The sequence below is a fragment of the Bradyrhizobium sp. DN3 genome (assembly GCF_041357655.1).
Classification (GTDB): Bacteria; Pseudomonadota; Alphaproteobacteria; order Rhizobiales; family Xanthobacteraceae; genus Bradyrhizobium.
This window is the reverse complement of the sequence record NZ_JAULLN010000018.1, coordinates 1-13103: the sequence shown is the minus strand read 5'-3', so window position 1 is coordinate 13103 and position 13103 is coordinate 1. Positions and strand designations below refer to the sequence as shown.

At 63.8% G+C, this 13103-nt stretch carries 13 protein-coding genes, 1 tRNA gene and 1 pseudogene; 7 read left to right on the top strand and 8 right to left on the bottom strand.

The features are described from left to right. Positions 1 to 97: 97 nt before the first annotated feature. Positions 98 to 173, bottom strand: a tRNA-Ala gene (locus AAE027_RS24845). 187 nt (positions 174 to 360) lie between these two features. On the opposite strand from AAE027_RS24845, the gene AAE027_RS24840 reads away from it, so the two are divergent. Genes AAE027_RS24840 through folD form a run of 3 tightly spaced genes read left to right on the top strand, consistent with a single transcriptional unit; the run spans position 361 to position 1894 of the window. Continuing rightward, a complete protein-coding gene (locus tag AAE027_RS24840; RefSeq protein ID WP_091882830.1) occupies positions 361 to 651 on the top strand; it encodes a YggT family protein in 291 nt (96 codons plus the stop codon). A 15-nt stretch (positions 652 to 666) separates the two neighbouring features. After that, positions 667 to 999 (top strand): DUF167 domain-containing protein, encoded by a 333-nt coding sequence (locus tag AAE027_RS24835; RefSeq protein ID WP_370989085.1) that lies wholly within the window; start codon positions 667 to 669, stop codon positions 997 to 999. Positions 1000 to 1009: 10 nt separating this feature from the next. Continuing rightward, positions 1010 to 1894 carry a bifunctional methylenetetrahydrofolate dehydrogenase/methenyltetrahydrofolate cyclohydrolase FolD gene (gene folD, locus AAE027_RS24830; RefSeq protein WP_370989086.1) on the top strand — a complete coding sequence of 295 codons (885 nt, stop codon included), beginning with the start codon at positions 1010 to 1012 and terminating at the stop codon, positions 1892 to 1894. Between the two features lie 183 nt (positions 1895 to 2077). Here the strand turns inward: folD and ppa are convergent, their stop codons facing one another. Both ppa and AAE027_RS24820 read right to left on the bottom strand, forming a co-directional pair. Continuing rightward, complete coding sequence (ppa, locus tag AAE027_RS24825; RefSeq protein ID WP_370989087.1) at positions 2078 to 2611, bottom strand: inorganic diphosphatase; 534 nt, start codon at positions 2609 to 2611, stop codon at positions 2078 to 2080. Between the two features lie 179 nt (positions 2612 to 2790). Then, the gene (locus AAE027_RS24820; protein WP_008136728.1) at positions 2791 to 3300 is read right to left on the bottom strand and encodes a GNAT family N-acetyltransferase; all 510 of its coding nucleotides are present in this window, start codon (positions 3298 to 3300) and stop codon (positions 2791 to 2793) included. 268 nt (positions 3301 to 3568) lie between these two features. Between AAE027_RS24820 and AAE027_RS24815 the strand changes: the two genes are divergently transcribed. Genes AAE027_RS24815 through AAE027_RS24800 form a run of 4 tightly spaced genes read left to right on the top strand, consistent with a single transcriptional unit; the run spans position 3569 to position 6667 of the window. Continuing rightward, positions 3569 to 4468: a dienelactone hydrolase family protein gene (locus tag AAE027_RS24815; RefSeq protein WP_370989088.1), complete on the top strand. Its 900-nt coding sequence runs from the start codon at positions 3569 to 3571 to the stop codon at positions 4466 to 4468. Further along, the gene (locus AAE027_RS24810) at positions 4465 to 4932 is read left to right on the top strand and encodes a DUF2269 family protein (RefSeq protein ID WP_370989089.1); all 468 of its coding nucleotides are present in this window, start codon (positions 4465 to 4467) and stop codon (positions 4930 to 4932) included. Before AAE027_RS24815 ends, AAE027_RS24810 begins: the two co-directional genes overlap by 4 nt. 8 nt (positions 4933 to 4940) lie before the next feature. Further along, entirely contained in the window at positions 4941 to 6260 is a 1320-nt protein-coding gene (locus tag AAE027_RS24805) for an SDR family oxidoreductase (protein ID WP_370989090.1), read from the top strand. Next, positions 6260 to 6667 carry a thiol-disulfide oxidoreductase DCC family protein gene (locus AAE027_RS24800; RefSeq protein WP_370989091.1) on the top strand — a complete coding sequence of 136 codons (408 nt, stop codon included), beginning with the start codon at positions 6260 to 6262 and terminating at the stop codon, positions 6665 to 6667. The genes AAE027_RS24805 and AAE027_RS24800 overlap by 1 nt, the downstream gene beginning before the upstream one ends. A 186-nt stretch (positions 6668 to 6853) precedes the next feature. Here the strand turns inward: AAE027_RS24800 and AAE027_RS24795 are convergent, their stop codons facing one another. From AAE027_RS24795 to AAE027_RS24775, 5 genes and pseudogenes are all read right to left on the bottom strand, one after another. Continuing rightward, positions 6854 to 8101, bottom strand: coding sequence for a flavin monoamine oxidase family protein (locus tag AAE027_RS24795; protein WP_370989092.1), 1248 nt, complete (start codon positions 8099 to 8101; stop codon positions 6854 to 6856). Between the two features lie 270 nt (positions 8102 to 8371). Then, the gene (typA, locus tag AAE027_RS24790) at positions 8372 to 10198 is read right to left on the bottom strand and encodes a translational GTPase TypA (protein ID WP_130217145.1); all 1827 of its coding nucleotides are present in this window, start codon (positions 10196 to 10198) and stop codon (positions 8372 to 8374) included. Between the two features lie 237 nt (positions 10199 to 10435). After that, positions 10436 to 10720 carry a hypothetical protein gene (locus AAE027_RS24785; protein WP_128930583.1) on the bottom strand — a complete coding sequence of 95 codons (285 nt, stop codon included), beginning with the start codon at positions 10718 to 10720 and terminating at the stop codon, positions 10436 to 10438. Beyond that, positions 10717 to 12163 (bottom strand): annotated as a pseudogene (locus AAE027_RS24780) (radical SAM protein). Before AAE027_RS24780 ends, AAE027_RS24785 begins: the two are co-directional and overlap by 4 nt. Then, positions 12144 to 12860, bottom strand: a complete 717-nt coding sequence (locus tag AAE027_RS24775) for a prolipoprotein diacylglyceryl transferase family protein (protein ID WP_370989093.1) — start codon at positions 12858 to 12860, stop codon at positions 12144 to 12146. The pseudogene AAE027_RS24780 and the gene AAE027_RS24775 overlap by 20 nt, the downstream one beginning before the upstream one ends. Positions 12861 to 13103: the final 243 nt, after the last annotated feature.

Here is a 13103-nt window from a genome sequence, read left to right as displayed (position 1 = left end):
ATAGTCCGTCTTCGCCCTGCGGGCTTCGCCGGACACCACGCTTCGCCCCTTCAGGCTCTTGCGCGGCTGTGCCACGCGTAGCCCGAAGGGCGAAGCGTGGTGGAGCCAGGCGGGATCGAACCGCCGACCTCGTCATTGCGAACGACGCGCTCTCCCAGCTGAGCTATGGCCCCTTTGCAGGCCGCTCTGGTGAACGCGGCCGACAACCGGGCGCCATTTAAGTCCCCGCCAAGGTCAAGTCAAGGACGGGTATAACCCGGTTTTGGCCATCCGGGCGCCGACTTCCCTTGTTTGGGTCGGGGGGAACCGATATCAAGCGAACGCCGTCAATCCCGACCGGAGCCAGAGTTTTCAAAAGCCATGCGTGCCGTTCTCGACATCGTCATCATCGTGCTCGATCTCTACGTCTGGCTGCTGATCGCGGCCGCGATCCTGTCCTGGCTGATCGCCTTCAACGTGGTGAACACCCGCAACCAGTTCGTCTCGGCGGTGGCGGAGTTCCTGTACCGGATCACCGAGCCCCTGCTGGCACCGATTCGCAATTTCCTGCCCAGTCTCGGCGGTCTCGACATCTCGCCGATCATCCTGATTCTGCTGATCATGTTCATCGAGCGGGTGATCCTGTATTACATCTACCCGAACGTGATCTAAGCGGGCTGGAGCGCCTTGGTTGCCAAAGAACCCTGGCGCATCTCTGCCGCAGGCGTCAGCATCGCGCTGCGGGTGACGCCGCGCGGCGGCCGCGACGACATCGACGGGATCGAGCAACTCTCCGACGGCCGCAGCGTGCTCAAGGTGCGGGTACGCGCCATTGCCGATGGTGGCGAGGCCAACAAGGCTGTCTTGGTCCTGCTGGCGAAATCGCTTGGCGTGCCCAAGGCCAGCGTAAAATTGCTATCGGGAGCTACCTCGCGGTTGAAGCAGATCGCGGTCGACGGCGACCCGGTGCGGCTCGGAGAAGCCCTGCGCCAGCTCGTGTCGGCTAAATCGAAAGACTGAAGGAACTGACATGACCGCCAAAATCATCGATGGAAAAGTCATTGCCGCGGAACTTCGCGGCCGCGTCGCCGAGGAGGTCGCCCGCGTCAAGCGCGAGCACAATCTGGTCCCCGGCCTCGCGGTGGTGCTGGTTGGCAACGACCCCGCCAGCGAGGTCTATGTCCGCTCCAAGCACACCCAGACGCAAGGCGCCGGCATGGCCTCGTTCGAGCACAAGCTGCCCGCCGACGTCTCGCAAGCGGATCTCCTGGCTCTCGTCGCAAAGCTCAACCGCGATCCGGCCGTGCACGGCATTCTGGTGCAACTGCCGCTGCCGAAGGGGCTGAACACCGAGGCCGTCATCAACGCCATCGATCCCGCCAAGGATGTCGATGGCCTGCATCCGAGCAATGCCGGCCGGCTCGCCGGCGGTTTTGAGGCGCTTTCGCCCTGCACGCCGCTCGGCTGCATCATCCTGACCAAAAGTGTGCACGCTTCGCTCGAAGGGCTGAACGCCGTCGTCATCGGCCGCTCAAACCTGGTCGGCCGTCCGTTGGTGCAATTGCTGCTGAACGAGAACGCCACGGTGACGATCGCGCATTCGCGCTCGCGCGACCTGCCCGGCCTCGTGAAGCGCGCGGACCTCGTTTACGCCGCGGTCGGCAAGCCGGAGATGGTGCGCGGCGACTGGCTGAAGCCGGGCGCGACCGTGATCGACGTCGGCATCAACCGCATCCCCAAAGCAGACGGCAAGACGCGCCTCGTCGGCGACGTCGCCTATCAGGAAGCGCTTGGGGTTGCCGGTGCGATCACGCCGGTGCCGGGCGGCGTCGGCCAGATGACGGTCGCCTGCCTGCTGGTGAACACGCTGCGCGCCGCCTGCGCGATCGCAGGGCTGCCGAAGCCGGCGGTGTAGCTTTTCTTCACCTCTCCCCGCTTGGGGGGAGAGGTCGGAATTCGCGCGAAGCGCGGACTCCGGGTGAGGGGACTTTCCGCGAGTCCAACTCTGACCGTCTTTGTGGAGGTAGCCCCTCACCCCAACCCTCTCCCCGTAAGAACGGGGCGAGGGAGCACACCTTTTGTCCGGGATACCGAAGGCTCAGGCCTTCTTCTTCTCGCGATCCATGCCTTCGAGGATCAGCTTGTGCGCGTCCTCCGGGCCGCCCCAGCGCAGGATCTTCACCCACTTGCCCTTCTCGAGATCCTTGTAGTGCTCGAAGAAGTGCTGGATCTGCTGGAGCGTGATGTCCGGCAGGTCGGAATAGCTCTTCACCTTGTCGTAGCGCTGCGTCAGCTTCGATGACGGCACCGCCAGAATCTTCTCGTCGCCGCCGGCTTCGTCTTCCATGAACAGCACGCCGACCGGGCGCACGCTCATGACGGCACCGGGAATGATGGCGCGGGTGTTGATGATCAGCACGTCGCAGGGATCGCCGTCATCCGACAGCGTGTGCGGGATGAAGCCGTAGTTCCCGGGGTAACGCATCGGCGTGTAGAGGAAGCGATCGACGACGAGCGTGCCGGCCTCCTTGTCCATCTCGTATTTGATCGGTTCGCCGCCCACGGGGACTTCGATAATGACATTGACGTCGTGGGGTACGTTCTTCCCGATCGAGACCGCATCGATACGCATTCAAGGCTCCGTTGTTGCCGAGGTGAAATCGCGCCCGGCAGCGATTTTGGCGCTGTCATACGCGGGCTTGGCCCGCTGATCCATCGCGTTTTTGTGAAATAATGAATCCGGCGATCACCGGCGCAGAAGGCGGGCGGTATCAACGGATGGAAAACGCTGCCGATTCAGGTTTCAGCAGCTCAATTGGTCCAAGCGAAGGCAACCTTGTCGAGCGACTTCGGCCCGAACCGCTCCGAGGAGCGCGCCACCATGCGGCCGCCCAAGGCACGGTAGAACTCGGTGGCCGGGTCGTTATCGGAGAGCGCCCACACCACCATGCTCTTCAGGCCGCTCTGCATCAGGTCGCGGCGGGCGGCGGCGAACAGACGGCGGCCGAAGCCGAGGCCCTGGAATTCCGGCCGCAGATAGAGTTCGTAGATCTCGCCGTCGAAATGCAGGCTGCGGGCGCGGTTGCGGCCATAATTGGCATAGCCCGCGATCTTGTCGCCGAACACCAGCACGCTGACGCGGCTGCCCTTGCGAATCGCGCTGTCCCACCACTGCGGACCGCGACGGTTGATCAGCTTTTCCAGCTCGGCGCCGGGGATGATGCCCTGATAAGCCGAGCGCCAGGCTTCGTCATGGGTCGACGCCACCGCAGTTGCATCTGCGGCTTTGGCCGGCCGGACCTCGATCAGGGTTGTGCTCATAGAGGCGATCAAATCAAGTCGCCGCGCCGGCGGCAAGACCTATCGTTAATTATCGGTTAACGTGTGGACTTTCTGCATCAGTATTTCAACCCCGTTGTCCCGAAAGAGGACACGCCGGCGTTTTGAATGGCAGTGGCCTGCCATGTGTCGGTGCAAAACTCGTTGCGGCAACGAATGAATGGCAATGGCAGCGCAGAAAGTCTGCCCGGAGTGATTCGTTCCTATTAGTGTGGCCATTGCTGTTCGTGTCCGCCTCCTCTGGCAATTCATGCGGCTCCTCGTCACTCCCGCGCTTCTGTCTTTGCTGGCCGTGCTGGCAGCGTCACCTCTGTGCGCGCAGGTCACGTTTGGCCCATTGGGAGAGGAGGGCGAACCGTTTCGCCGGCAAGAGTGGCGCGTGCCATCGCCGGATACCGGCATGGCCGCGCATGCGCTGCTGTTTCGCCCCCTCGGTGTCGGCCCGTTCCGGCTCGCGGTCATCGCCCACGCCTCGACGCAGAATGGCTTGCGTCGCGCGCAAATGCCGCGGCCGGAATATCGCGCGCTCATGGCGTATCTCGTCGCGCGCGGCTTTGCCGTGCTGGTGCCGGAACGGCTCGGCCATGGCGCGACCGGTGGCCGCTATGTCGAGGACCAGGGCGGCTGCGACGAGGCGGACTACGCGCGATCGGCCCGCGCAACGGCCGACCAAATCTCGCTCGCGCTGGACTATTTGCGAAAGCAGGAATTTATCCGCAAAGACGCCGCGATCGTGCTCGGCCATTCCGCCGGCGGCTGGGGCGCGCTGGCGCTCGCCAATGCCGATCCGAAGGCGATCTCCGCCATCATTGCATTCGCACCGGGGCGCGGCGGCCATGCCAATGATGAGCCGAACAGGATATGCGCGCCGCACACGCTGCTTGCGGCCGCAGCCGAGTTCGGCAAGGCCGCGCGCATTCCCGTCACGTGGCTCGTTGCGGCCAATGACAGTTACTTCGCGCCGGCGTTTTCGCAAAAGCTGGTCGAGACGTTTCGCGGCGGTGGCGGCAAGGTCGACTTCCACACCTTGCCGGCCGTCGGCAGCGAGGGGCATTGGATGATCGAATCCGAGGCCGGCGCCAAAGCCGCAAGCGGTGATCTCGCGCCTGCGCTGAACCAGCTCAAGCCAATGGCGACCAAGAAGCCATGACGCTGTATTTCCTGGTCAAATTCCTGCATGTGCTCGGCGCCATCGTCATCCTCGGCACCGGAACCGGCATCGCCTTCTTCATGCTGATGGCGCATCGCACGCAGGATGTGACATTCATCGCGCGCACTGCCGCCGTGGTCGTGATCGCGGATGCGATCTTCACGCTGTCGGCCGTGATCCTTCAGCCGGTCACGGGCGGCCTGCTGATGATGCTCTCGGCGACGTCGCTCACCGAGCGCTGGCTGCTGACTTCGCTGGCGCTGTATGCCGTCGCAGGCCTGTTCTGGGTCCCCGTCGTCTTCATGCAGATCGAGATGCGCGATCTCGCGCGCAAGGCGGCCGAACAGTGCAACGCGCTTCCGGAGCGCTATTTCGTTCTGTTCCGCCGCTGGTTCGCATTCGGTTTCCCCGGCTTCGGCGCGACGATGCTGATCCTCTGGCTGATGATCGCAAAACCGTTTTGAGAGGCGCAATGAGTAAGCGAACCATCTTACTGTTCGGCGCCTCCGGCCTGATCGGCCGCTTCGTCACCGACGATTTGCGCGCGCGTGGCTTTCGCGTTGTCGGCGTGGCACGTAAGCTGTCGCCGGCGCAGCAGATGGGTGCACTGGACATCGAGCTGCCGATCCTCATCCTGGATGTGGCTGCGCTGGCGCGAGTGCTCAGCGAGCATGCCGTCGATGTCGTCGTGAACTGCCTCGGCGTGCTCCAGGACGGGCCCGGCAGCGACACAAATATCGTGCATCGTGATTTCGTCGCGCGCCTGCTTCAGGCGATTGGCGCGAGCGGCCGTGCGATCCGTCTGGTGCACATCTCGATCCCTGGCGTGGTGGAGGCGGATCGCACCGCCTTCGCAACGACCAAACGCGAAGCCGAACGTCTGATCGCGGCCTCCGGCATTCCCCATGCCATCCTGCGGCCGGGCTTCGTGATTGCGCCGTCAGCCTATGGCGGCAGCGCCATGCTGCGTGCGCTTGCCGCTTTCCCGCTCGACCTGCCGGACAGGGAAATGGCGACGCTCTTCCAGCCCGTCGCGGTCGAGGACATCGCCGCCACCATCGCCTGGCTCGCCGCGCGTGATATCGACGACGCCTCCGTGAAAGCGGTGAGCTGGGACCTGATGCAGGCAGAGCCAGTCACGATCGCCGGCGTCATCAAGCAGTTTCGCCACGCGTTCGGCACGGCCACCTGGCGACTCATCGCGATGCCGTCATCCCTGCTAGATCTCGGCGCCAAAATCGGCGATTTAGCCAGTCATCTCGGCTGGATGCCGCCGCTGCGTTCCACCGCCATTGCCGAGCTGCGCCGTGGCGTGACCGGCGATCCCTCGGCTTGGATCGCAGCCACGGGCATCGCACCCAAGACATTGGCTGAGACGATCGGTCGCCATCCGGCAAGTATCCAAGACAAATGGTTCGCGCGGCTGTTCCTGGCCAAGGCGCTGATCTTCGCAAGCCTGGTCGTGTTCTGGCTCGTCTCGGGTTTCATCGCACTGTTCGTGTCCTATCGCGGCGCCGCCGACATCCTGAGCGCGCACAACTTTCCGCCAGCGCTGGTCGATCCCATCACCATCGGCACCAGCCTGATGGATATGAGCATCGGCGTGCTGATCGCCTTCCGCCGCACCGCGGCGATCGGACTCGCTGCCGGCATCATCGCCTCGCTGGGCTACATGGTGGGTGCAGCCATCCTCACGCCCGATCTCTGGATCGAGCCATTAGGTGCTTTGGTGAAGACCGGGCCGGCGATCGTGCTGATGCTGGTGGCTCTCCTGACGCTGGATAATCGCTGATGAGCAAATGGCCCGACGACGACGTGATCCTTTATGACGGCGTCTGCATCTTCTGCTCGCGCTGGGTCCGCTTCGTGGCGACTCGCGATACGGCGAAGCGGTTTCGCTTCACGCCGATCCAATCGGATTATGGTGCCCGGCTCGCGCATACGTTCGGCATCGATCCGCACGATCCAGATACCAATGCCGTGGTCCACGGCGGCGAGGTGCTCATGAAGTCGGACGCCGCGCTGACCGTGTTGTCGCTGCTCCCTGGCTGGGGCTGGGTGCGCGCGTTGTTCGCCGTGCCGAGACTGTTAAGAGACCCCGTCTACAGCCTTGTTGCACGCAACCGCTATCGCATCTTCGGCAAGTATGACACCTGCTTCGTGCCCGATGCCGATTTGCGGGCGCGGGTGATTGAGTGAGTCGTCAGTTCAATTGGATGGCGGCACCGCACATTCGGTGTCGTCCCGGCGAAGGCCGGGACCCATAACCACAGGAAGAGGTTTGGCGAAGACTGGCAGTTAAGGTGCCAGCCCGCGGTACAAATACCGAAGATCACCGATGGATCACGCGGTATGGGTCCCGGCCTTCGCCGGGACGACCCCTAGTTAGCGCTTCCCCGGCGCCGCCAGCACTTCGTTAGTCGCGCGCTCCCCGCTGTCCCGCGCTCCATGCGCCGTCGTGAAGAAATTCGGCGACGTCGCTTCTCCCGCGAAGAACAACCGTCCGTCCACTGGCTCCGCGAGCACAGCACGATCTCCCGCGTGCCCCGGCAGCGCATGCGAATAGGAGCCCCTCGCGAAGGGATCGCGCGCCCAGCGCGATTCATACAGCGGCCTCAGCTTGCGCCTGATGTCGTTGCCGAGAAGGCCCGCGATCTCGTCGATGCTCTGCGCGGCAATGGCGCCTTCGCCCGCGTCTTCCAGCTCGCGCGCAAAGCTGCCGCCGAAGAAGCCTTCGATGCAGGGCTGGCCGAACGGACGGATGTGGTAGGTGCCCATCTTGGTGCGCATGGTGGCGCCGCGCAGATTACCTTCGGTCGGGAAGGCTTCGGCGCCATCGAGCGCCAGCGTCACCTTGTCGTCGACGCCGAGCGGCAGGCCGGCGGCGGCATCGACCTTGGCCGGCAACGGTGGTGAAAAGCGAATCGTCTCATTGGCGATCAGATTGGTCGGGACGGTGACGATCACCTTGTCCGCGGTCAGCGTGCCCCGCGATGTTTCGAGCAGGATGCGCTGACCGGAATGATCGACCAACGTGACGTTGCAGCTCAGGGCCACCATGACAGGCGCGCCATAGGCGGCAATCAGCGTGCCATAGCCGCGACGGACGCGCCAGTTGAGGTCACTGTCCTCATAGGCGTCCCAGTCCAGCGTCGACATGTCCTTCAATTCGCAGCCATTGACGTAGGTCGAGACCGCGTCGATCATCGGATTCCAGCGGTTGCCCGGCTCGAGGCTCAGGCTCGCGGGTTCGTCCTTGCTCTTTTGCGCGGCCTGCCAGAGGCGCTCGTAGAACGCCTCCATCGCGCGCATGAAATCGTCGCGCTCGGTTTGCGGAAAGGCGTTGCCGAAGGCGCGCTCGCGCCAGGGAGGCAGGGCCGTGTTGAGCTCGAATCCGAGCTGCTTCGCGATCGGAGCGAAGGAGTTCTTGTCGGCCGAGTGCAGCCAGCCGCAGCCGACGTCGAAGATCACCTCGGGCGAGGCCAGCACCGTCCAGGCGCGGCCGCCGAGCCGGTTACGCGCCTCCAGCACGACCACGGAAAGGCCGGAGCCCGCCAGCGCGTGCGCGGCACCGAGGCCGGCGGCACCGGCGCCGATGATCGCGACGTCGACGGAGGAGGGGAGGGAAGTCATAGGCGGGCTCTAGCACGTCTGTGATACGCGCTGAAGCCATCACAAACCGAGCTGTCATCGCCCGCGGAGGCGGGCGATCCAGTATTCCAGAGAAGCTAGTGATTTGCGGAGAAGCCGCGGCGTACTGGATTCCCCGCCTTCGCGGAGAATGACAGTTTCAAGGGTGGGCAAAGGCGCATAGCGCCGTGCCCACCATCGCTCGCCAGTCGCAGTAGAAGTGGTGGGCACGCTTCGCTTTGCCCACCCTACGGCACTGCGGCGTGCGGCAGCTTACGCCACCGCTTCCTTGGCCTTCTCCGCGCGCTTGCGCTCGTTCGGGTCGAGGTGCTTCTTGCGCAGGCGGATCGATTTCGGCGTGACCTCGACGAGCTCGTCGTCCTCGATATAGGCGAGCGCCTTTTCCAGGGTCATGCGGATCGGCGGGGTCAGGCGCACCGCTTCGTCCTTGGATGTCGTGCGGATGTTGGTGAGCTGCTTGCCCTTGAGCACGTTGATCTCGAGATCGTTGTCGCGGGTGTGCTCGCCGACAATCATGCCGCGATAGACCTTCCAGCCCGGCTCGATCATCATCGGGCCGCGGTCTTCCAGCTTGAACATGGCATAGGCCACGGCGTCGCCCTGGTCGTTGGAGATCAGGACGCCGTTGCGGCGGCCCTGGATCTCGCCCTTGTACGGTGCATAGCCGTGGAACAGGCGGTTCATGATCGCGGTGCCGCGGGTGTCGGTGAGCAGCTCGCCCTGATAGCCGATCAGGCCGCGGGTCGGCGCGTAGAACACCAGGCGCTGGCGGTTGCCGCCCGACGGCTTCATCTCGATCAACTCGGCCTTGCGCTCGCTCATCTTCTGCACGACGACGCCGGAATGCTCCTCATCGACATCGATGACGACCTCCTCGATCGGCTCCATGGTCGCGCCGGTCGCTTCATCCTTCTGGAACACGACGCGCGGGCGCGACACCGAGAGCTCAAAGCCCTCGCGGCGCATGGTCTCGATCAGGATCGCGAGCTGCAACTCGCCGCGGCCCGACACTTCCATGGCGTCCTTGTCGGCGGCTTCGACGACGCGCAGCGCGACATTGCCCTCGGCTTCGCGCAAGAGACGGTCGCGGATCATGCGGCTCGTCACCTTGTCACCTTCGGTGCCGGCGAGCGGAGAGTTGTTGACGATGAAGGACATCGACACCGTCGGCGGATCGATCGGCTGTGCCGGCAGCGGCACTTCCACGGTCGGATCGCAGAATGTGTCGGCAACGGTGCCCTTGGTCAGGCCCGCAATCGCGACGATGTCGCCGGCTTCGGCTTCATCGAGCGGGGTACGCTCGAGGCCGCGGAACGCCAGGATCTTGGTGATACGCCCGGACTCGACCAGCTTGCCGTCGGCGTTGAGCACCTTGACCTGCTGGTTCGGCTTGAGCACGCCGGAAGAAATGCGGCCGGTGATGATGCGGCCGAGATAGGGGTTGGCCTCCAGGATGGTGCCGATCATCTTGAACGGACCTTCCTCGACCTTCGGCGGCGCAACGTGGCGCAGGATCAGATCGAACAGCGGCTCCATGCCCTTGTCCTTCGGACCCTCGGGGCTTTCGGCCATCCAGCCCTGCTTGGCCGAGCCGTAGAGGATCGGAAAGTCGAGTTGCTCTTCGCTGGCGTCGAGCGCCGCGAACAGGTCGAACACCTCGTTGATGACTTCGGTCGGGCGCGCGTCGGGGCGGTCGACCTTGTTGATGACGACGATCGGCTTCAGGCCGACCTTGAGCGCCTTGGAGACCACGAACTTGGTCTGCGGCAGCGGGCCTTCGGCGGCGTCCACCAGCACCAGTGCGCCGTCCACCATGTTCAGGATGCGCTCGACCTCGCCGCCGAAATCGGCGTGGCCGGGGGTATCGACGATGTTGACGCGGGTGTCCTTCCACTGCACCGAGGCCGCCTTGGCCAGGATGGTGATGCCGCGCTCGCGCTCCAGATCGTTGGAGTCCATGGCGCGCTCGGTCACCTTCTGGTTCTCGCGGAACGTGCCGGACTGCTGCAGGAGACGGTCGACCAGGGTCGTCTTGCCGTGGTCGACGTGGGCGATGATGGCGACGTTGCGGAGGTTCATGAGTGAGCTTCTTTGCGTTCGAACAATGGGTTAAGCGCGATCTCGCCGGTCGGACCGGGACCTCTTCTCGAAACAACGCTGGAAGACTGGAAACGGGCGCTCGCCGCCCAAAAAGGAAGCCCGGCCATATCAGACCGGGCGCCCTACGCGTTGCGGCGCAATATATGCAAAAAACGCCAAAAAACAATGTGTTCTTTGGCCGTTGGTTGACTGAATTTTGTCCGGGATCTCCGGGGGTTAGGGCTGAGTTCCGGGATGGGCGGGGGCCTTTCGCCCCCTGATGGCCGCCCAGATCAGGACGACGCCTCCGATGCCGACGACCAGTCCCAGGAAGACCAGCGGCGCGATGTCCGAGTCGATCTTGCCCCCGTCGATCACCGAAGCCCCGCCGAACAGCAGGGCGCAGAGACCCGGAAGCAGCAGGATCACCCCTGAAATCACCATGAACGCGGTGAGGCAGCCGCTGCGTGGTTCAACGGGCGTCGGGACGGGCGGCAGAACCGGTGGTGGCGTATCGCTCATCGTGGTGCCTCCTCGCCCTGCCTTGCCTCGCGATAAGTCTGCCCTTCGAGCCCGGCGCGGATGCCGTCGATCCTTCCGTTGCGGTAGAACAGATTGTAGGTGTCGAATGGAATGATTGCCCCCTGCTCCGTTACGAAATGGATGCAGCTGCGCTTGACGTTGCCGACGCAGAAATTGAAGCGATCGAGAAACTGCACGATGGTGACGCGGAAGACGTTCTCGTAAGAGAGCCCTTGCGGCACCTCGAAGCTCGGCAGGCAGCACAAGAGTTCGCAGACCCGCTCGCTGGTGTTCAGCGGCCCCGAGGACAGCGAGAACAGATCGACGAATTTCTCCCGCAGCACCGGATATTTCTCCGGGCTGATCGTGTTGGGCATCACGGCGACGAGCTGCTCCTGCTTGTAACAGCGAGGTCAGCGGCAGCACCTTCTCGCCGTTGCGGAGGCCATAGCCGATCGAGATGCTCTCAGGGTTGCAGGGCAACGGGATCATGTCCTTGTCGCCGAACACGCCGGTCTCAATCACGCGCTTGCGTATCTCCGACAGCATGATGCGATCGGTATTCTTGTCGAAATCCTCATTGCGGCCAGCGTCCTGCACCGGCTGTAGCGTGACGCCGCGCACGCATGTCCAGGTGAGCGCATGACGAACGATGTCACCGATCTCGGCATCGTTGACGCCGCGCTTGATGGTCGCGACCAGCGTGGTCGAGACGCCGTAATGCTCGAGATTCTCCAGCGCCTGCTGGCGGATTTTGCGCAGGTCCGCCCCGCGCAGATTGATCAGCGCATCGCGCTGAAGCGAATCGATCTGGAGATAGACCTCCAGCCCGCGCTTGTTCTCGGCGATCCGCGCCACGAAATCCTTCTCGCGGGCAATGCGCAGGCCGTTGGTGTTGATCATGACGTGGCGGATCGGGCGGGCACGCACGGCGTCCAGGATCTCGAAGAAATCCGGATGCAGCGTCGGTTCGCCGCCGGAAATCTGCACCAGGTCGGGTTCGCCTTCGCTCGCGACCAGCGCGTCCAGCATCCGCTCGACCTTTACGAGCGGGGTGAATTTCGTGCGCGCGGGCGAGGAGTCGGCGAAGCACACCGGGCAAGTGAGATTGCAGTGCTCGGTGATCTCGATCAGCGCCAGGCAGGAATGCTGTTCGTGGTCGGCGCACAGGCCGCAATCATAGGGGCAGCCGAATTCCGTGCGCTGCTGGAATTGCAGCGGTCGATCGCCGGGCTTGATGAAATCCTTGCACAGGCGCCAATAGGCCGCGTCCGTCGACACCAGCGTCGACTGGACGCCGTGCTGCTTGCAGCGCTTTTCGTACCAGACCTCGTTGCCGAGAATCTGGATCTTGGTCGGCACGAGATCCAGGCAGGTCTCGCAGAGGGACTGGGTCTGACCCCAGAAGATATAGGGACGCGACTTACGCAACGGCGCGTTCATGCAGGGATCTCGCTTTGGGCGCCGTCGCCAGCATGAATGCGGCGTAGAGCAGGATGGACAGCGACAGCAGGTGAAACAGCGTGAAGGGGCCGATCAGCGTGCCATAGGGCTTGAGGAATTCCCACAGGAAGCGCTGCGCTCCATAATAGATGAGGACGAGGTAGAAACCATTGGTGATCACAAACCCGTTTCGGTTCAAGGCCGCCAGCACATAGAGAAGCGCGAACACGCCCATGGCGGCGCTCTCGTAGAGCTGCACCGGATGTCGAAGGATGCCATCGCCGAAATCATGCCCGAAGGGCAGCCCCGTCGGCGTGCCGTAAGTGAAATCGTCGAGGCCTGCGAAGTAGCAGCCGAGCCGCCCGATCGCGATCCCGAGCGCCAGCGGCAAGGCAAAACGGGCCCCGGTTCGTATAGCGATGCCTGCGGACCATTTGTAGAGCTCGATCGCCACGATGCCGCCGGCGAGTGCGCCCTCGACCGAGCGCGCAATGCCGCTCTGGCCCGACAGCCACAGATTGATCGACCCGAACAGATAGGCACCGATGCCTGCGCCGAACACCAGCGCGGCGATGTAGGGCAGCGCGAAGGATTGCGCCGGAAATTCCAGGCGCCGTCGCGACAGCCAGTAGACGGCAGCTGCCGCCGCCAGCCACGCCGCGATGTCAAAGACGGTGTGAAGGAAAGCCCCGTTCATGCAGGGGAGAGCATAGCACGATCACGCTCAAAATAGTGCGCCGCGCATTTTCGTGCCCTCTCGCCTTGCAAGGCAGGGCAATCGAGCGGACTGAGCAAGCGCCTCGTCCTTCGAGACGACCGCTCCGCGGTCTCCTCAGGATGAGGCTAATTGGCATAGGGCGTTGAAAACAGCTGCCGCACACTCCGCCCTCATCCTGAGAGCCTGACTCAAAAAGGGCGGCGAGCTTTTTAGGGTGCAGCG

Coding starts and splice junctions, on each gene's coding strand:
- AAE027_RS24785 (WP_128930583.1), bottom strand. CDS start 10,720: ATGAGCGATACGCCACCACCGGTTCTGCCGCCCGTCCCGACGCCCGTT.
- AAE027_RS24805 (WP_370989090.1), top strand. CDS start 4,941: ATGAGTAAGCGAACCATCTTACTGTTCGGCGCCTCCGGCCTGATCGGC.
- AAE027_RS24800 (WP_370989091.1), top strand. CDS start 6,260: ATGAGCAAATGGCCCGACGACGACGTGATCCTTTATGACGGCGTCTGC.
- AAE027_RS24795 (WP_370989092.1), bottom strand. CDS start 8,101: ATGACTTCCCTCCCCTCCTCCGTCGACGTCGCGATCATCGGCGCCGGT.
- AAE027_RS24820 (WP_008136728.1), bottom strand. CDS start 3,300: ATGAGCACAACCCTGATCGAGGTCCGGCCGGCCAAAGCCGCAGATGCA.
- AAE027_RS24775 (WP_370989093.1), bottom strand. CDS start 12,860: ATGAACGGGGCTTTCCTTCACACCGTCTTTGACATCGCGGCGTGGCTG.
- typA (WP_130217145.1), bottom strand. CDS start 10,198: ATGAACCTCCGCAACGTCGCCATCATCGCCCACGTCGACCACGGCAAG.
- AAE027_RS24840 (WP_091882830.1), top strand. CDS start 361: ATGCGTGCCGTTCTCGACATCGTCATCATCGTGCTCGATCTCTACGTC.
- ppa (WP_370989087.1), bottom strand. CDS start 2,611: ATGCGTATCGATGCGGTCTCGATCGGGAAGAACGTACCCCACGACGTC.
- AAE027_RS24815 (WP_370989088.1), top strand. CDS start 3,569: ATGCGGCTCCTCGTCACTCCCGCGCTTCTGTCTTTGCTGGCCGTGCTG.
- AAE027_RS24810 (WP_370989089.1), top strand. CDS start 4,465: ATGACGCTGTATTTCCTGGTCAAATTCCTGCATGTGCTCGGCGCCATC.
- folD (WP_370989086.1), top strand. CDS start 1,010: ATGACCGCCAAAATCATCGATGGAAAAGTCATTGCCGCGGAACTTCGC.